Below are 16990 nucleotides of genomic sequence, written 5' to 3'. Positions count from 1 at the left end.
CTTTTTAAATTTAGCGAGCCGGGCAATCAGGCGGCACCTCATGCGGCATCCCAGGGCGGCGCGGAAAAATGCTCGATCAGGGCGTCGACGACGACGCGCACCTTTGGCGCGAGGTTGCGTGTTACCGGCCAGATGGCATGCACCACCGTGTTTTCGACAAGACAGTCCGACAGAACCATTTCGAGCTTGCCGCGCCTGATGCTGTCGGCCGTCAGCCATGTCGGCAGATAGACGATGCCGCAGCCGGCCAGTACCGCATCGAGCATCGGTTCGCCGTGGCCGAGCACCAGCCGCGCCTTGGGTGCGAATTTTTCGAGGCGGCCGTTGACATGCCTGACGGTCCACGGATGGACCGTGCCGTCGCGGCCATAGCCGATGAGGCTGTGCCTGGCCAGGTCCTCGATCGAGTGCGGCCTGCCATGGGCGTCGAGATAGGCGGGGGCGGCGACGATGGCCGAACGCTGGGCATAGATGCGGCGCGCGGCGAGCGACAAGCTGTCGTCCAGGTCGCCCATGCGCACCGCCAGGTCGATGCCTTCCTCGATCAGGTCGACGCGCCGGTCGTTGAACGAGATTTCCATCGTCAGATCCGGGAATTTTTTGGAAATGCCGAACAGCAGCGGGGCGACGCACCGGCGGCCGAAAGCCAAAGGCAGGTCGACGCGCAGCCGGCCGGAAGGCACCTGCTTGCGCGATGCCAACAGCGACTGGGCGGCTTCGATCTCGGCCAATGCCCTGACGCAGGCTTCGTAATAGCTCAGGCCCTCGCTGGTCGGGCTGAGGCTGCGGGTGGTGCGGTTGAGCAGGCGAACGCCCAACCGCTGTTCCAGCTGTGCGATCGACTTGCCGACCGCCGATTTCGTGACATGCAGCCGTGCGCCGGCGCCGGTGAAGCTGCCGGCCTCCACCGTATGAACGAATGCGACGATGCCTTGCAAATTGGCCGATTCCAATGAAGCGCTCCTATTATAGAGTTTTGCTCCTTAATCTGTTGCAGAACATGCCACATGGAAGCACTTTTCTCCATAGTGAAACGGCGTAAATGTCTCGCGCAACCATCAACCACGGAGCGCGAACCAAATGAGCACCGAAAACAGATCCTGGCAGATGAACGGTTTCGGCCTGTCCAGGCTGAAGCCGGCTGAGGGAAAGCTGCCCCAACCCGGGCCGCATGATCTGCTGGTACGCGTCACAGCGATATCGCTGAATTACAAGGACAGGATGATCGTCGATGGCGTGCTGATACCGGACCTCAGCTTTCCGTTCGTGCCGACATCGGACGCGGTGGGCGAGGTGGTGGCCATCGGCGGCAAAGTCAGCCGCTTCGGCATCGGGCAGCGCGTGCTCGGCCAGGTGATCGCCGACTGGCCGGACGGCGACGCGCCGCCCGTGCTGCACAAGCATACGCTGGGTTCGTCACTGCCCGGGACGTTGTCCGAGCATGTGCTTTTTCATTTTTTCATGAGGATGCCGCCGTGGCGGCGCCGCCGTCGCTCAGCGACGTCGAGGCATCGACGCTGCCGATCGCGGCGCTGACGGCGTGGTTCGCGCTGGTCGAGGCGGCCAAGCCGATCCCGGGCGAAACCGTACTCATCCAGGGCACCGGCGGCGTGTCGCTGTTTGCGCTGCAATTTGCCGCCGCCTTCGGCCTGCGCGCCATTGTCACCTCGAGCAGCGACGAGAAGCTGGAGCGGGCGAAGGCGCTCGGCGCCTGGAAGGGGATCAATTATCGCAGCCAGCCGGCATGGGACGAGGCGGCGCGCGAACTGACAAACGGGGCCGGCGTCAGGCATGTGCTGGAAATGGTCGGCGGCGACAATGCGCGGCGCTCGCTCAATGCGCTGGGCGCCGACGGCAGGCTGTCGCTCATCGGCCTTCTCGGCAGCATGGAGCTCAGTTTTCCGATCATTCCGTTCCTGCGCAACCGGATCGTCGTACAAGGCATATCGATCGGCCACCGCCGCGCTTTCGAGCGAATGAACCAGGCGATCGAGACGCTGGCGATCAAGCCGGTGATCGACAAGGTGTTTGGCTTCGACGACGTGCCGCAGGCATTTGAGCGTCTGGAGACGGGACCGTATGGCAAGATCGTGATCACCGTGCCCTGACCTCGTCGGGACGAAAATGGCTGTCAGACGGAAGGCCGATTGCGCGCCTACGGCAGTTGCAGCAGGACGCCGATGATGGCCTTGCCGTCGGTGAAATAGGGATCGCCTTCGCCGTTGCGCCCGGTCTTTGTGGCGCCGACGCCTGGTATCTCGCTGGTCGAGATCAGCGTGCCGGCTGCGGAGAGGTCGCGCATCAGCGCATGGCGCTCGGCGTCGATGTCGGGGCCGATGTGGTGGGTGATCGCGCCGGTGTCATGGCTGAGGCCGACGCCGCGGTCGAAGCTTGCCGAGCCAAGCCAAAGCGGCCGGCCGTCGTCTCCGGTCGCATCGGTCTGCCAGAAGCGGACGTGGTGGCGCCGGTCGGCGCTGTCGCCGACCGGCTTTTCGAAGGCGAGGTCCTGGGCGCGTCCTTCGAACAGCAGCCGACTGACCGGCGCGTCGGGATAGGGGCGGTTAAACAGCACGCTTTCGCCGATCTCGATGGCGGTCTTCAGCGTGACCGCGTCTGCCGTATCCCAGCCGGCGACGGCAAAAGAATGGACAAGCTCCTTCTTGGTGCTGACAAGGCCGACATTGATCGGATCGCCCGGAATGCCTTGCGGCGTATGCGTCACCATCTCGAATTGGCGGCTGCGAAAATTGCGGTCCCGCAACGTCCAGAACTCAGGCGCGGCGAAATAGGCGAGCGAGAGATAAGCGGCACAGCATGCCACCAACCAGGTCGTTGCACGTCGTCGAAGGCTTCGTTGGCTCAAGAGGCACCACCCAAGCGTCTGCGCACCATCTTAATCGGCGCAGCAGGTCTTGGGCAGGGGCCGCAATCACCGGCAGGCGCGATAGCCGTTCTTGCGGTACTTGATGTCGAAATGGAAATGGTTGCGGTGGTCGTAATTGTAGCCGGGGCCGAGCACGGTGGTGAAATACTGGCAGCCGTCGGCGCGCACATTGTTGAGGAAGCCGCGTGTGCGGAAGGCGAACAGGCCGGGCTTGCGGACGTCGATGTCGTCGCCATTGTTGAGCTCGATGCTCATCACGTCGAGCGCATTGCCCTTGCCGTGTTCCGACAAAACACCTTCGCCGGCGATCCTGCGGCAGGAATAGCTCGAGCCCTGGTGAATGGTCTTGACGCCTGAAAAATAGCGCCAGCGGGCCGACGGGACGAGTTCGTTCCTGGTCCAGCCGGCAAAGGTGGCGGCCATGTCGCAGGTCAGCGTCGCGGCCGGCTTCATCTCGACGCTGCCGATGGCCGAGACCTTGACCGGATAGTCGATGCCGCACTGGCCTTCATGGATCGGCGCAACGTCGGTGTAGACGACGCCGAGGCGTTTCAGTTCCTTGCGGCAATCGATCTCTGCGGCCGGCATCTGTTCGGCCGGCGACATCGGGTTATCCAGGCGCGGATAGGCGGCCGTCATATAGGGATTGGACGGGACGAGACGCTGCATGCCGGAATATTCCGGGCCGGAATCTTGCGGGCCGGAATATTGTGGGTCGGAATTGGGCGGGACGGCAGCGGTCTGGCTGCCGACGTCGACGGCCGGCTGCAGCGACAGCACGCTGCCGGTGTTGCAGGCCGAGACCGCCGCAATGGCAAGCATGGCGGCAAGCCTGCCGGCCATGTGCGCGCATTCTGTGTGCCGCGCAGCGGCAAACGCAGCGCGAAATAGCCCGGCCATCGGAAGGGTTCCCTGTCCCTGGATGGCACAGACTCTAAACCTGAAGAGTAAAGGAAAAATCAGCGGCTGCGTTCACGCCTGCGGCTAAATTGCGGCGCCCATTATCGGCGGCCGAGGTCATTGGCAAAACGTGCCGCCATTGCGGCGCGGTTCGAGGTCGAAGTGGAGATGCAGCGAATGATCGGCATCGCTGCCGGGGCCAAGCACGGTCTTGAACGGCCCGCAGGCCGCCTTGCGCACTGCATCCAGGAATTTCGCGTCCTTCTCCGGCGGCGTTGGACCGACATCGATCTCTTTGCCGTCGGAGAGCGTGAAGCTGGCGATGTCGAGCGCGTTGCCGAAGGCGTGCTCCGACAGTTTGCCGCCGGCGTGGCGCGGCCGGCAGACGAAGGCGGAGGCCTGGCCGATCGATTTGATATCCGTGCCGAACTCGGCCTTTGCGGCAGGCTGGATGACCGAAGCAGCAAAGCGGACGGCCGCTTCGGCCATCTGGCAATTGAGCTCGGGCTCCGGGCCGATGGCGATGGATTTGCCGAGTGTCTTCAGCACGATCGGGTAGGGGATCGAGCAACCGACCGCCGTATCATGCTCGGGCTTGCGCTCCTCGAAATCGACGCCCATCGACTTCAGCCGCCTGCGGCAGGCCAACTCCTCGCCCGGCATTTCTTTCCCGGCAATGGCGGCCGATCGAGGATCTGGAAGGATTTTTTGCTCCGCCTTTTTGTCTGCCTCGGCCGGGTTTGGTGGCGCGCCCGGTGGGCTTGCCGGCGGCTCAGCCCGCGCCGGCTTTTCGGGCCGCTGCGGTGCAATCGCCGGCGGCTCCGGCTGCTCGGTCTTTGGTTCGCCATTTTGGGGCTGGCCGCTCTGGGGCTGGCCGTTCTGGGACTGACCGCCTTGGGGCTGAGTGGCCTGGGGCGGCTCCGGAGCATCCTCCGGGCGCGGTTCGGGGACCGGGATCTCGGTTGGTAGCGGCGGAGTGATTTGCCGGTTGAACTGCGGAACCGGTGCAGTTTGCGGTAGTTCGGGCGCCTTGGCTAAAACGGATCCCGTCAGCGACGTAGCCGCAACGACCAGCATCAATCTGTCCAATCTGAAAAGGCCAAACGCCGCCATTAGTTCGCAACGGCCAGAATGCGGGGAAGTTGCCTTGGGCGAGGGGGGCGGCCGATCACAATCGGTAACCGAGCCGTCACGCGCCGATCGCTTCCAGGCCTTCCTCGAGCCAGTCCGCCAGCAGCGGCATGCCGAGCAGATATTTTGCCGTGCGCTTGTTGGCGCGCTCGCGGGCGGCGGCCAGCGCGTCCGTCCATTCCGTAGCGTCATAGTCGCCGCGGCCGACCCAGGCCAACGCAATCAGTTCGGCCGCTTCGTCGACATTGAGATCGTCGATCAGCTCGCGCAGTTCCTCCTCGGTGAGATCTTCGGAACTTTCCTCGGCAAGGCCGTCATGATGGTGGTTGTCGTGCGCGTTGCCGTCGAGCTCTACCTCGTGCTCGGCGCCGTCGGCATAGTCTTCGTTGACGGCGGCGCTGAGCGCCTTCGCCTTGAGGATGAACAGGCGCACGGTGTCGGGACCGATCGAAAGCTCCCAGTCTCGTTCAACGCGTTGCTGCACCGGCCGTCTCCCTGCTTCGTGCTCGGTCGGCCCGATGATAGCGGATTTGCAGCGCTCGTCACGTTCTCTCGCGCGTCGGCGTTAATCGTGAAGCATGATTTCCGATGCCCTCTGTTCCCGGGATAAGATGGCCTTCCTGGGAGAGATCGCCGTTTTGAGATAGGATGGCATTTTCCGGGGACGAAACGGCTTCGGCCCGGCGTTAGTGTTGCATTGTCAGGTTCAAAGGAGAGTTCGATGCGCAGACGATTGCTGATTTACGCCATGGCCATCGCCGCCCTGCCGCTGATTGCGGCTCCGGCGTTTTCGGCTGGTGAAGGCGGGGGAGGTGGTGGCGGCGGCGGCGGCAATGGCGGCGGCGGCGGCCAGAGCCAGTGCAAGAAGGGGGAGGCCTGGGACAAGAAGCAGAAGAAATGTGTCTCGCCGAAGCAAGGTATGCTGGACGACGACAGCATCTATGATGCCGGTCGCGCGCTGGCGATGGATGGACGCTATGACGAGGCGATCGCCGTGCTCAGCCTCGCCGCCAACAAGCAGGACCCGCGCATCCTCAACTATCTCGGCTATTCGCACCGCCATTCCGGTCGCATCACCGTCGGCCTCGGCTATTACGAGGAAGCGCTGCGCATCGACCCCAATTACACGCTGGTGCGCGAATATCTCGGCGAGGCACACCTGCAGATCGGCGATCTTGCCGGCGCCCAGGAACAGCTCCGCGAAATCGAGAAGCGCACGGGCAAGGGATCTCGCGAATACGGCATGCTTTCTGAGCAGATCGATCACTTCATGAGGAGCTAATCCGACCTCCGGGACGCTGCTCATAACCGGCTGCGGCGATCGCAGCCGGTTTTTTGCTATGCTGCACATGCTGCCCCGAACCGGAATTGGCCTCACGGTACACGTGATGCGCTCCTTGACGTTAGGTCAGCCGCGCCATCGGTGGATGATTTTTCAAAATCCGACTTTTTGGACGTGAAAAACCCGCGAAGATTGCTATATCTTGCAAGATTGTGGTGAGACGGTTCCGTTAGCGAGGCTGCCGGACCGTTTTCTTTTTGTACCATCGACAAGGTCGCTCCCGATTGCGGGGGCGGCGGCAGGAAAGGTCAGGCATTATGAACAAGGTCCCGATGACAGGCGAGGGGTTCGCGTCATTGAAGGAAGAACTGCGCTGGCGCCAGCAACAGGAGCGGCCGCGTATTATCGAGGCGATTTCCGAAGCGCGCTCGCATGGCGACCTCTCCGAAAATGCCGAATATCACGCGGCAAAAGAGGCACAGAGCCTCAATGAGGGCCGGGTCAACGAACTCGAGGACCTGATCGCGCGGGCCGAGGTGATCGACGTCACCAAGCTCAGCGGCGACAAGGTCAAGTTCGGCGCCACCGTGGTGCTGGTCGACGAGGATACCGAGGAGAAAAAGACCTACCAGATCGTCGGCGACCAGGAAGCAGACGTGAAGTCCGGCCGCATCTCGATCTCCTCGCCGATCGCGCGTGCCCTGATCGGCAAGGAAGTCGGCGATGCCATCGAGGTCAATGCGCCGGGCGGCGCCAGGGGCTACGAGATCGTCCAGGTGCAGTTCATCTAGGACCTTTTGATAATTCTACTCTGGCGGCCGACTAGCGCGGTTTTCTGCGCTTCCGGTGCTCACGTACTTTAAGTACGCTCCGCTCCGGTTCTCGAAAACCACGCTATTCGACTCGCCAGAGCGAATTCTGAAAAGGTCCTATGCAGCGCCTTGTAATTTAAGCGCCAGCAATCTCTCGGCTTCCGCCATCACCTCCGGCGGCGTGACGCTACGGCCGGGCCTCGCCAGCAGCGTCGATGAGAATGGCCCGCGTGGCCCCGTCAGGCCGGGCTCCGTCGCCAGGAACACCGCCACCGTCGGCAGACCGAAAGCGCTGGCGAGATGGGTCAGGCCGGTGTCGGCGCCGATGACCAGCGCCGAGCCGCCGATGACAGCGGCGATCTCGGCAAGCGGCGACCTGGGAAACACCACGGTCTGCGCAACGGCGCCGGCGATCGCCTCGGCAACCGCCTTTTCCCGGTCGTTCGACCAGGTGGTGACCGGCGTCATTCCCGTGCCCACCAGCAGGCGGGCGGTTTCGATCCAGTCCGCGACCGGCCATTTCTTGTCCTCGCGGCTGGTGCCGTGCAGCAGGAAGGCGGTCTTTTCGCCGACAAATCTTCCGGCTGGCGGCACGATGCCCGATTCAAGCCGGGAAAAATCCGGCTCGTAGCCGAGCGCCAGCCCGAACAGCCGTCTCGTGCGCTCGATGGCATGCAGGCCGCGCGGCACGGCGTCGCGATGGCCATAAAACAGGCTCGCCGAAGGCTCGCGGGCGCTCGACCGGTCGAAACCGGCGATCGGTGCTGCCGCCAGCCGTGCCACCAGCGCCGATTTCAGCAAGCCTTGTGCATCGAGGACAAGGTCGTAGCGGCAATCTCGCAAGGCGCGGCGCAAGCCGACCACTTCCCGCCACGTGCCGGGCTGGAGCAGCTTCCTGCGCCAGCGCCGGATCGCCACGCTGTGGATGGTTTGGATGGCTGGATGCAGCGCCACGATTCCGGCAAATGCCTCTTCCACGCACCAGTCGAAGGAGATATCCGGCCGGGCGCGGCGCGCATCCTCGACCGCCGGGAAGGTGTGGATGACGTCGCCCATCGACGACGTCTTGACGATCAGCACCTTCATGCGGCGGCCGGCATTTCCAGCAGCCGCTCCGCCGCAGCCACGACCCGTTCGACCTCCAGCGTCTTCAGGCAGTTGAGATGGCCGAGCGGGCAGGTCTTTCTGTGGCAGGGCGAACAGGACAGGCCGAGCCAGACCAGTTCGCGGCGCTCGGCGAGCGGCGGCGTGTTCTCAGGCGAGGTCGAGCCGTAGACGGCGACGACCGGCGTGCCGACGGCGGCGGCGACATGCATCAGCCCGCTGTCGTTGGAGACGGCGAGCCTCGCCGCCGCGATCAGGTCGATGGCATCCTCGAGCCTTGTCTGGCCGGCGAGATCGACGGCGCCCGGCGCCAGCGCGGCGATTTCAGCCGTCACCTGGGCGTCGTTCTTCGATCCGAACAGTGCGACGCCAAACCCTTTCGCCATCATCTCGCGGGCAAGCCCGGCATAGTGTTCGCTCGGCCAGCGCTTGGCCGGGCCGAATTCGGCGCCCGGCATCAGTGCCACGAATTTCCCCGGCGTCAGCCCGAAACGGCCGAGCAGTGCCGCCTGGCTGGCTTGATCGACCGCAAGCTTCGGGGCCCGGAAGGCGCCGCCCCGGGCAAGGCTGAAATAGGCCTGCGCGGTGCGCCGTTTCAGGCGATCGGGCAACGGCACGATGTCGGTCAGCAGCCCATAGCGCATTTCCTTGAGATGGCCGACGCGGCGCGGAATACCGGCAAAGAACGGGATCAGCGCCGATTTCCAGCTTCCCGGCAGGACAAAGGCCATGTCGTAGCGGCCGCGCAGCAGGCGGCCGAAGCGCCTTCGGATGCGGAATTCGAACGCGCCGGATTTCAGCGGCACGTCGATCTGCTGGCGGATTTCGGGCATGCGCTTGACCAGCGGCGCTGCCCAGGCCGGCGCCAGCACGTCTATGGCGGCATCCGGATGAAGCTCCCTCAGCGCCGAGAATAGGCACTGGGCCATCACCATGTCGCCCACCCAGCGTGGGCCGATCACGAGGATCGTTGGGCTTTCAGCCATTCGACATAGTCTCTGACGCCGGTTTCCACTGTGCGGAACTGGCCATTGTAACCGGCTGCGCGCAAGCGGGACATATCAGCTTGCGTAAAGCTCTGGTAGCTGCCCTTGAGGTGGTCGGGAAACTCGATGAACTCGATCTGGCCTTGGCCGAGCGTATCGATCACCGTTTCGGCAATGGCGCGGAAGGGCTGGGCCTTGCCTGTGCCGCAGTTGAAGATGCCGCTCGAACCGCGTCTCCACAGCCACAGATTGACGTCGGCGACATCGCCGACATGGATGAAATCGCGGCTCTGCTCGCCGGGCCCGAAACCGTCATAGGCGCCGAACAGCTTGGGGTTTTCGCCGCGTTCGACCTGGTTGAACAAATGGAAGGCAACAGAGGCCATGGCGCCCTTGTGCGCCTCGCGCGGTCCGTAGACGTTGAAATAACGCAGGCCCGCCACCGGCGAATGATCCGTATCGAATACGGTACGGCGGACATAGTCGTCGAACAGCTTTTTCGAATAGGCATAGACGTTGAGCGGGCGTTCGTATTGCGGCTCCTCGCGGAACTCGGCGCCGCCGCCATAGACCGAAGCGGACGAGGCATAGAGGAAGGGCACGCGCAGGGCCAGGCAGGCGTGCAGCAGGCGCTTCGAATAGGTGTAGTTGACCTCCATCATGAACTTGCCGTTCCATTCGGTGGTGGTCGAGCAGGCGCCTTGGTGGAAGACGGCCTCGATGCGGCCGAGGTCTCCGGCCTCCATCCGCGCCAGGAAATCGTCCTTGTCGAGATAGTCGGCGATCTCGAGATCGGCGAGGTTGGCGATCTTGTGGCCGTAGGTGAGGTCGTCGACGACGAGGATGTCGCTGAAACCGTCGGCGTTGAGCGCGGCGACGATGTTGGAACCGATCATGCCGGCGCCGCCCGTGACGATGATCATGAAAGCCTCTGGTACCTTGTGCCGGTTGTAGCCCTTGTGGGATTCTGGCCTTATAGGGGAGGCGGGCCGGGCTGTCGACAAAGCAGGTGGCGGGCGGCCGGATGAGCGCCATAGTGGCGCCGCAAAGGTCACGTTTCAGTCGGCCTGCCGGCCGACCGGCGACAGGAGCAAGGCAATGCCGTCAACCGAACTGCTTGTCGCCTTTTTTGCCACCACGGCGATCTTCGCCTATATCCCCGGCCCCGCCATGCTCTATGCCGCCGCGCAAACCATGGCGCGCGGCCGCTGGTCCGGCCTGATGGCGGCGCTCGGCATCCATCTTGGCGGCTACGTTCATGTCTTCGCCGCCGCTGTTGGCCTGTCGGTGCTTTTCCATGCCGTGCCGGTGCTTTACATGGCAGTCAAGCTGGTCGGTGCGCTGTATCTGATCTGGCTCGGTGTTTCGCTGTTTCGCGCCAAGGCGCAAGGCGATGCCGTCTTGCCGGGAATTCAGCCGAAATCTGCCCGCCGCGCCTTTTTCGAGAGCGTTGCCGTTGAGGTGCTCAACCCGAAAACGGCGATTTTCTTCATGGCGTTCCTGCCGCAATTCATCGATGCCTCGGCAGCGTTTCCGGTCTGGCTGCAGTTCGTCGTGCTTGGAACGATCGTCAATTTGATGTTCTCGTCGGCCGACATTGTTTGCGTGGTGCTGGCCGGCGCGGTGATCGCCAGGCTGCGGCAGTCGAGCCGGGCGCAGCGCCTGATGCGGCGCGCCGGCGGTACGGTGCTCGTCGGGCTGGGCATGCATGTCGCGTTGCAGAAAAGCTGACGCACTGTCTCGCCGCCGCGATCGGTCGAAGGCCTACCGTTGCGTCGGCTGAAATTGCGGTATATCGGCATCGCCTTGAACGGCCGGCCCTGCCAATCGAGTTTCCCTGTCACTGAAATCGGCTCTCCCGCGCGTTGACATGATCAAGCTTCCTTCACCCGAACCTCTTCACCGCGCCATCTCGCGCTTCGGCAACGCCACCGTGCTGGTGGTCGGCGATTTCATCCTCGACCGTTTCGTCAATGGCGTGATCGAGCGCATTTCGCCGGAAGCGCCGATCCCCGTGCTGCACGGGCGCGGCGAAACGCTGGCCATGGGCGGCGCCGGCAATGTCGTCGCCAATATCGTTTCGCTCGGCGCTGCCGCGATACCGGTCTCGGGGATCGGCGCTGACGAGGCCGGCAAGAACGTCATGCGCATGCTCGGCGAATTTCGCGTCGACACCGGCGGGCTGGCGCAGGATGCCGATCGCATGACCTCGTCCAAAAGCCGGTTCAGCGCGCTCAACCAGCAGGTGCTGCGTTTCGACGAAGAGGAAATCAAGCCGCTGGGCGATGCCGAGCGCGCGACATTGGTCGGGCATTTTCGCGAAGCGCTGGCGCGCGCCGACATCGTCATCCTGTCCGACTATGGCAAGGGCGTGCTGCTCGGCGGCGTCGCCGGCGAGCTGATCTCGATTTGCCGGGAAGCGGGCAAGCCGGTGCTGGTCGATCCGAAGGGCAGCGATTATGCGCGTTATGCCGGCGCGACGGCAATCACGCCCAACCGCAAAGAACTCGGCGAGGCGGTCGGGCGCGCAGTGTTTGCCGACGACGAAATCGAGGCGGCGGCGCGCCAGCTGATTTCGGCGCACGGTTTCGATTTCGTCGTCGCGACGCGCAGCGAAAAGGGCATGAGCGTCGTCGGTGCGGACGACGCCCGCCATATCGCCACGCAGGCGCGCGAAGTGTTCGACGTTTCGGGCGCCGGCGACACGGTGATCGCGACCTTCGCGCTGGCCCTGGCGGCAGGGGCCGATCGCGTCATGGCCGGATCCATCGCCAACGCAGCCGGCGGCGTTGTCGTCGGCAAGCGCGGCACGGCGCGGCTGACGATCGAGGAACTCACCGGTGCGCTGTTTCGCTCGCACGGCCCGGTTGCCCACAAGGATGCCATCCTCGATGCCGCCGCCGCGGCGCGGCTGGTGGGGGCCTGGAAGGACGAGGGCTTGAGCGTCGGTTTCACCAATGGCTGTTTCGATATCCTGCATGCCGGCCATGTCAGCCTGTTGCATGCGGCGCGCAGCCAGTGCGACCGGCTGGTGCTCGGCCTCAACAGCGATGCCTCGGTGCGCCGGCTGAAAGGGCCGGGACGCCCGGTCAACGACCAGCATGACCGGGCCTGCGTGCTGGCAGCACTTGCCTCGGTCGACGCCGTCGTCATCTTCGAGGAGGATACGCCGCTTTCGCTGATCGAGGCGCTGAGCCCCGACATACTGGTCAAGGGCGCCGACTATACGGTCGATCAGGTGGTTGGCGCCGATGTCGTGCAGAAGGCCGGCGGGCGCGTCGTGCTGGTCGATCTCGTCGCCGGCAAGAGCACGACCGGCACCATCGGCAGATTGCGCGCCGGGAACTGAGGGTTTCATGTCCGAACTGAACGATTACCTGGTCCGCTCGGCGGCTGCGATTTCGGCGATGGTGGAGCGCGACCTGACCAGCGAGATGGAGCGGGCGGTCAACGCCGTCGTCGCCGCGCTTTCGCAGGGCAAGGTGCTGCTGATAGCCGGCAATGGCGGCTCGGCCAGCGACGCCATCCACATCGCCGGCGAGTTGGTCGGCCGCTTCCTCAGGGAGCGCAAGGCCTACAACGTCATCGCGCTGCCGGCCAACGCGGCAGTGCTGACCGCCTGGGGGAATGATTACGGCTTCGACACGGTGTTTGCACGCCAGGTCGAGGCGCATGGCTCGGCGGGCGCCGTGCTGCTCGCCATCTCGACCAGCGGCAATTCGCCAAGCATCCTCGCCGCCGCCCAACAGGCGCGCATGATGGGCATAACGGTGATCAGCCTGACCGGCGACACCGGCGGCAAGCTGAAGCCGCTCTCCGACATCCTGCTCAACGTACCCTCGACCTCGACGCCGATCATCCAGCAGGGGCATCTGTGCCTCTATCACCATTTGTGCGAAATGGTCGAAGAGCGCCTCTGCGACGCGGGGTGATCGGGCATTCGGAGTTGATGCCGTGGGCGAAGCTGCAATCTCCCCCGAAAGGGGGGAGATCGGCAAATTCATCGAGGTCGCCACATTTTGTTCTTGCTTTGTGCCGGCAGCTATGCTACTAATTTGGGTATGGTGATGATTCCCACCGACGACCCGCTCCCGAGGCGGGTTTTTTGTTTCCGGTTTTTTGTTTCTCAGGCGCCTTGCCTGGTCTCTCAAGCCGAAAACGCCACCAGCCCTTCGTCTTTGACCCGCCGGATGGTCAGCGCGGTTCGCACCGTATCGACATTTGGGGCCGAGGCCAGTTCCTCGATGACGAAGGTCTGGAAGGTGCCGAGGTCGCTCGCTACGCAATGCAGCAGGAAATCGGACTCGCCCGACACCATCCAGGCATCGCGAACGATCGGCCAGCCGCGGGTTCGCTCGGCGAAGGTCTTGAGCTCGGCGTCGGCCTGGTGATGCAGGCCGATCAGGCAGAAGGCGACGACGTCGAGGCCGAGCGCCGGTGCGTTGAGCAGTGCGCGGTAGCCGCGGATGATGCCGGCCTCTTCCAACCGCCGGACGCGGCGCAGGCACGGCGGCGCCGAAATGCCGACGCGGCCCGACAGTTCGACATTGGTCATGCGTCCGTCCTGCTGAAGCTCGCGCAGGATCTTCCAGTCGATGGCATCGAGATCGGCCTTGATCGGCATGGTGGCTTCCGTGCGGCTTCCGTGGTGACGCGAAAGAATCTTTCGCGACTTTGTAGTTAAACGACTTTGCTGTCTATTCCATCCGCTGGATCGAGGATTTTCGCATCATCTTGCTGCGGGTTGCTTGTCGCCGTCGCCGGCGCCGAAGCTTTCCGGGGACGAACGGCAACTTGCCTTGCTGGCGTCGCAGGCAACACTTACATTACGCGCAACAATCGACGAGAGTTCATGCCACAATCCATGGCTGCTCCCCCGCAGAGGCTTTTCATGATCACCAAGCACGCGCCTGTTCTCATCATCGGCTCCGGCCCTGCCGGCTATACGGCGGCGATCTATGCCGCCCGCGCCATGCTCAAGCCGATGCTGGTCGCCGGCCTGCAGCAGGGCGGGCAACTGATGATCACCACCGACGTCGAAAACTATCCGGGCTTCGCCGAACCGATCCAGGGTCCATGGCTGATGAGCGAAATGCTCAGGCAGGCCGAGCATGTCGGCACCGACATCGTCAACGACATCATCACCGAGGTCGACCTCAACGTGCGGCCGTTCCGCGCCAAGGGCGATTCCGGCACGATCTATACCGCCGACGCGCTGATCATCGCCACCGGCGCTCAGGCGAAATGGCTGGGCATCCCGAGCGAACAGACCTTCATGGGGTTTGGCGTTTCGGCCTGCGCCACCTGCGACGGCTTCTTCTACCGCGGCAAGGATGTCGCGGTGATCGGCGGCGGCAATTCGGCGGTGGAGGAAGCGCTCTATCTCTCCAACCTGGCCAAGAGCGTCACCGTCATCCACAGGCGCAGCGATTTCCGCGCCGAGCGCATCCTGCGCGAGCGGCTGCTGCGGAAAGACAATGTCCGCGTCATCTGGGACACGGTGGTCGACGAGGTCACCGGCCGGCCCGGCAAGGCGCCGATGCCGCCTTCGGTCGAAGGGCTGAAGCTGCGCAACGTGGTGACTGGGCAGGAGATGCATCTGGTGGTCGACGGCGTGTTCGTGGCGATCGGCCACGCGCCGGCGGTCGAGCTGTTTGCCGGCAAGCTGAAGCAGAAGCCGAACGGCTATCTGTGGACGGCGCCGGATTCGACCCGCACCGACATGCCGGGCGTGTTCGCCGCCGGCGACGTGACCGACGATATCTACCGCCAGGCGGTGACGGCTGCCGGGCTCGGTTGCATGGCCGCGCTCGAGGCGGAAAAATATCTGGCAGGGATCGAGGTTCACCGCGAAGCGGCGGAGTGATTGTTCGACAAGCGGCTGAGAAGAGCCGCGCAAAAGCCTGATTTTTCATTCAGACGCCATAACAGGCGGACGCCAGAAAACAGGACGAGGGGAAATCATGGCGTTGGATTGGGACAAGCTACGCGTGTTTCACGCCGCAGCGGAAGCGGGGTCGTTCACGCATGCGGCGGAAACACTGCATTTGTCGCAATCGGCGATCTCCCGGCAGGTCAGCGCGCTCGAGCATGATGTCGGCGTCCCGCTGTTCAACCGCCACGCTCGCGGCCTGGTGCTGACCGAGCAGGGCGAGATGCTGTTCCGCACGGCGCACGACGTGCTGATGAAGCTCGAAACCATCAAGTCGCGACTGACCGAAACCAAGGACCGGCCCTCCGGCGTGCTCAGGGTGACGACCACGGTCGGCCTCGGCGCCGGCTGGCTGACCGAGCGCGTGCAGGAGTTCATCGAGCTCTATCCCGAGGTCAGCCTGCAGCTCATCCTGGCCAATGAGGAACTCGACCTCACGATGCGCCAGGCCGACTGCGCCATCCGGTTGCGCCAGCCGCAGCAGCCGGACCTTATTCAGCGCCGTCTGTTCACCGTGCATTTCCATCTCTACGCGGCGCCCTCCTATGTGAACAAACACGGCAAGCCGAATTCGATCGCCGAGCTGAAGGCCCATCGCATCGTCACCTTCGGCGTGCCGGTGCCGGCGCACCTGTCGGAACTGAACTGGCTGGAGACGGTCGGCGATTTCGAAGGCGGGCAAAGGGTGCCGACGCTGCAGATCAACGACATCCTATCGATCAAGCGGGCGGTGCAGGGCGGCGCCGGTATCGCCATGCTGCCCGATTACGTGGTCAGCAAGGATTCGGGGCTGGTGCAGTTGCTGCCCGAGACCGAGGTGCCGTCCTTCGATACTTATTTCGCCTATCCCGACGCGATGAAGAACCAGGCGAAGCTGCATGTCTTCCGCGATTTCATCATCGCCAAGGCGCGCAGCTGGTCGTTTTAGTTTCTAGTCAGCCCGCCGGCTTTCCGAGCAACGTCGGCGATTGGCGAAAGCTTCGGCGAAAGCGTCCTTCTCCCCGCCACTATACGGGGAGAAGATGGCGGTAGCCAGATGAGGTGCAGCACCAGCCTTTGTCGTACTTGGCTTGGCTCGGCGATCGGCAGTCCTGATATGTCGTGCCGCCCCTCATCGCCCTGCCGGGCACTTCTCCCCGTATAGTGACGGGGAGAAGGGGGCTGTATCGCCGGTTTCGCTAATTATCGGCTTCTGGGCTAGGAGCGCGCCGGCGTGCTGGCGCCGTAGCGCAAACCATCGACGAGCAGGGCAACCATGCGCCGCGCCTGGGCAGGGCCGCCACCATGTGCCGGCATGGCAAGGCTGGCGGCCGCCCCCAACAGGTCGCCCGGCTCGATATCGGCGCGCACCTCGCCGGCCGCGGCCGCTGCCTCTAGCAATGTTTGGAGCGCGGGCCGGAGCCGTTGGTTGAAATAGGCAGGCAAAGTCTCGAAGGCCGGATTGCCTGAGTACAAGGCTGCCGCGAGGCCGCGTTTTGCCGTGATGAAATCCACGTAGCGCTGCATCCACAGGGCCAGCGCTTCACCCGGCTCATGCTTCCTGGCCAGGATCGGCGCGGCGTCCGCACAGGCGTCAACCTCGTTGCGGAAGACGGCCACGATCAGGTCCGAGCGCTGTGGAAAGTGGCGGTAGACGGTGCCGACGCCGACGCCAGCCTTTTCCGCGATCTCTCGCACCGGAGCCTCCACGCCGGAGGTCGCGAACACCGCCATGGCCGCCCGGAGCAACGCGTCGATGTTGCGCCGTGCGTCGGCGCGCACGTGGCGATCCGCGCGGTCGCGGGGTTCCAGACCATCGCCTTGATCTTTCGTTTTGCCGTTCGGCGCTTTTTCGTCCATCAAATTGCCTCTTGCAAACGGAACCTTGTTCCGGATATATATGGAACGTGGTTCCGTTTGACTTGTATCTAGCACGGCAAGGCGGTGTTGGCCACACGTCGGTGCACAGAAGGAGATTAC

19 protein-coding genes are annotated in these 16990 nt (G+C 63.9%); 9 read left to right on the top strand and 10 right to left on the bottom strand.

Annotation, left to right across the window (positions count from 1 at the left end; genetic code table 11):
* Positions 1 to 38 precede the first annotated feature (38 nt).
* Positions 39 to 953 carry a LysR family transcriptional regulator gene (locus NKH13_RS10890; RefSeq protein WP_352912494.1) on the bottom strand — a complete coding sequence of 305 codons (915 nt, stop codon included), beginning with the start codon at positions 951 to 953 and terminating at the stop codon, positions 39 to 41.
* Positions 954 to 1080: 127 nt separating this feature from the next.
* Between NKH13_RS10890 and NKH13_RS10885 the strand changes: the two genes are divergently transcribed.
* Complete coding sequence (locus NKH13_RS10885) at positions 1081 to 1536, top strand: alcohol dehydrogenase catalytic domain-containing protein (RefSeq protein ID WP_352912493.1); 456 nt, start codon at positions 1081 to 1083, stop codon at positions 1534 to 1536.
* Positions 1476 to 2108 carry a zinc-dependent alcohol dehydrogenase family protein gene (locus NKH13_RS10880; RefSeq protein WP_352912492.1) on the top strand — a complete coding sequence of 211 codons (633 nt, stop codon included), beginning with the start codon at positions 1476 to 1478 and terminating at the stop codon, positions 2106 to 2108. The genes NKH13_RS10885 and NKH13_RS10880 overlap by 61 nt, the downstream gene beginning before the upstream one ends.
* Before the next feature lie 47 nt (positions 2109 to 2155).
* On the opposite strand, the gene NKH13_RS10875 is transcribed toward NKH13_RS10880, so the two are convergent.
* The 4 genes from NKH13_RS10875 to NKH13_RS10860 form a co-directional block, all read right to left on the bottom strand.
* A complete protein-coding gene (locus tag NKH13_RS10875) occupies positions 2156 to 2863 on the bottom strand; it encodes an LssY C-terminal domain-containing protein (RefSeq protein WP_352912491.1) in 708 nt (235 codons plus the stop codon).
* A gap of 66 nt (positions 2864 to 2929) precedes the next feature.
* On the bottom strand, positions 2930 to 3784 hold the full coding sequence (locus NKH13_RS10870; RefSeq protein WP_352912490.1) for an extensin-like domain-containing protein: 855 nt from the start codon (positions 3782 to 3784) through the stop codon (positions 2930 to 2932).
* Between the two features lie 117 nt (positions 3785 to 3901).
* Positions 3902 to 4861, bottom strand: a complete 960-nt coding sequence (locus NKH13_RS10865) for an extensin-like domain-containing protein (RefSeq protein WP_352912489.1) — start codon at positions 4859 to 4861, stop codon at positions 3902 to 3904.
* Positions 4862 to 4973: 112 nt separating this feature from the next.
* Positions 4974 to 5399: a DUF3775 domain-containing protein gene (locus tag NKH13_RS10860; protein WP_292658164.1), complete on the bottom strand. Its 426-nt coding sequence runs from the start codon at positions 5397 to 5399 to the stop codon at positions 4974 to 4976.
* A gap of 237 nt (positions 5400 to 5636) precedes the next feature.
* Here NKH13_RS10860 and NKH13_RS10855 point away from each other — a divergent pair, with 237 nt between their 5' ends.
* Both NKH13_RS10855 and greA read left to right on the top strand, forming a co-directional pair.
* A complete protein-coding gene (locus NKH13_RS10855) occupies positions 5637 to 6197 on the top strand; it encodes a tetratricopeptide repeat protein (protein WP_352912488.1) in 561 nt (186 codons plus the stop codon).
* Positions 6198 to 6514: 317 nt separating this feature from the next.
* Positions 6515 to 6988, top strand: a complete 474-nt coding sequence (gene greA / locus NKH13_RS10850; RefSeq protein ID WP_023719113.1) for a transcription elongation factor GreA — start codon at positions 6515 to 6517, stop codon at positions 6986 to 6988.
* 138 nt (positions 6989 to 7126) lie between these two features.
* On the opposite strand, the gene waaC is transcribed toward greA, so the two are convergent.
* From waaC to rfaD, 3 genes are read right to left on the bottom strand one after another with little or no spacing between them, the layout of a single operon-like run.
* Positions 7127 to 8095, bottom strand: a complete 969-nt coding sequence (gene waaC, locus NKH13_RS10845) for a lipopolysaccharide heptosyltransferase I (RefSeq protein WP_352912487.1) — start codon at positions 8093 to 8095, stop codon at positions 7127 to 7129.
* The gene (gene waaF / locus NKH13_RS10840; RefSeq protein WP_352713021.1) at positions 8092 to 9099 is read right to left on the bottom strand and encodes a lipopolysaccharide heptosyltransferase II; all 1008 of its coding nucleotides are present in this window, start codon (positions 9097 to 9099) and stop codon (positions 8092 to 8094) included. The genes waaC and waaF overlap by 4 nt, the downstream gene beginning before the upstream one ends.
* On the bottom strand, positions 9072 to 10022 hold the full coding sequence (gene rfaD, locus NKH13_RS10835; protein ID WP_352713018.1) for an ADP-glyceromanno-heptose 6-epimerase: 951 nt from the start codon (positions 10020 to 10022) through the stop codon (positions 9072 to 9074). Before rfaD ends, waaF begins: the two co-directional genes overlap by 28 nt.
* A 175-nt stretch (positions 10023 to 10197) precedes the next feature.
* Between rfaD and NKH13_RS10830 the strand changes: the two genes are divergently transcribed.
* The 3 genes from NKH13_RS10830 to NKH13_RS10820 all read left to right on the top strand — a co-directional run bounded on the left by NKH13_RS10830 (position 10198) and on the right by NKH13_RS10820 (position 13031).
* Positions 10198 to 10830, top strand: coding sequence for a LysE family translocator (locus tag NKH13_RS10830; protein WP_352713016.1), 633 nt, complete (start codon positions 10198 to 10200; stop codon positions 10828 to 10830).
* A 139-nt stretch (positions 10831 to 10969) separates the two neighbouring features.
* A complete protein-coding gene (rfaE1, locus tag NKH13_RS10825) occupies positions 10970 to 12448 on the top strand; it encodes a D-glycero-beta-D-manno-heptose-7-phosphate kinase (RefSeq protein WP_352713013.1) in 1479 nt (492 codons plus the stop codon).
* A 7-nt stretch (positions 12449 to 12455) separates the two neighbouring features.
* On the top strand, positions 12456 to 13031 hold the full coding sequence (locus NKH13_RS10820; RefSeq protein ID WP_352713011.1) for a D-sedoheptulose-7-phosphate isomerase: 576 nt from the start codon (positions 12456 to 12458) through the stop codon (positions 13029 to 13031).
* Positions 13032 to 13246: 215 nt separating this feature from the next.
* Here NKH13_RS10820 and NKH13_RS10815 read toward each other — a convergent pair whose 3' ends face one another.
* Entirely contained in the window at positions 13247 to 13723 is a 477-nt protein-coding gene (locus NKH13_RS10815) for an Lrp/AsnC family transcriptional regulator (protein ID WP_352469300.1), read from the bottom strand.
* 267 nt (positions 13724 to 13990) lie between these two features.
* Between NKH13_RS10815 and trxB the strand changes: the two genes are divergently transcribed.
* Positions 13991 to 14965: a thioredoxin-disulfide reductase gene (gene trxB, locus NKH13_RS10810; RefSeq protein WP_352713006.1), complete on the top strand. Its 975-nt coding sequence runs from the start codon at positions 13991 to 13993 to the stop codon at positions 14963 to 14965.
* Positions 14966 to 15062: 97 nt separating this feature from the next.
* Positions 15063 to 15959 carry a LysR family transcriptional regulator gene (locus NKH13_RS10805; RefSeq protein ID WP_352713003.1) on the top strand — a complete coding sequence of 299 codons (897 nt, stop codon included), beginning with the start codon at positions 15063 to 15065 and terminating at the stop codon, positions 15957 to 15959.
* Between the two features lie 269 nt (positions 15960 to 16228).
* On the opposite strand, the gene NKH13_RS10800 is transcribed toward NKH13_RS10805, so the two are convergent.
* The gene (locus NKH13_RS10800; protein WP_352912486.1) at positions 16229 to 16870 is read right to left on the bottom strand and encodes a TetR/AcrR family transcriptional regulator; all 642 of its coding nucleotides are present in this window, start codon (positions 16868 to 16870) and stop codon (positions 16229 to 16231) included.
* Positions 16871 to 16990: the final 120 nt, after the last annotated feature.

This window comes from Mesorhizobium sp. M1348, assembly GCF_040317925.1.
GTDB lineage: Bacteria > Pseudomonadota > Alphaproteobacteria > Rhizobiales > Rhizobiaceae > Mesorhizobium.
Note: the sequence above shows the minus strand (reverse complement) of the source record. Positions and strands in the feature narration are given on the sequence as shown.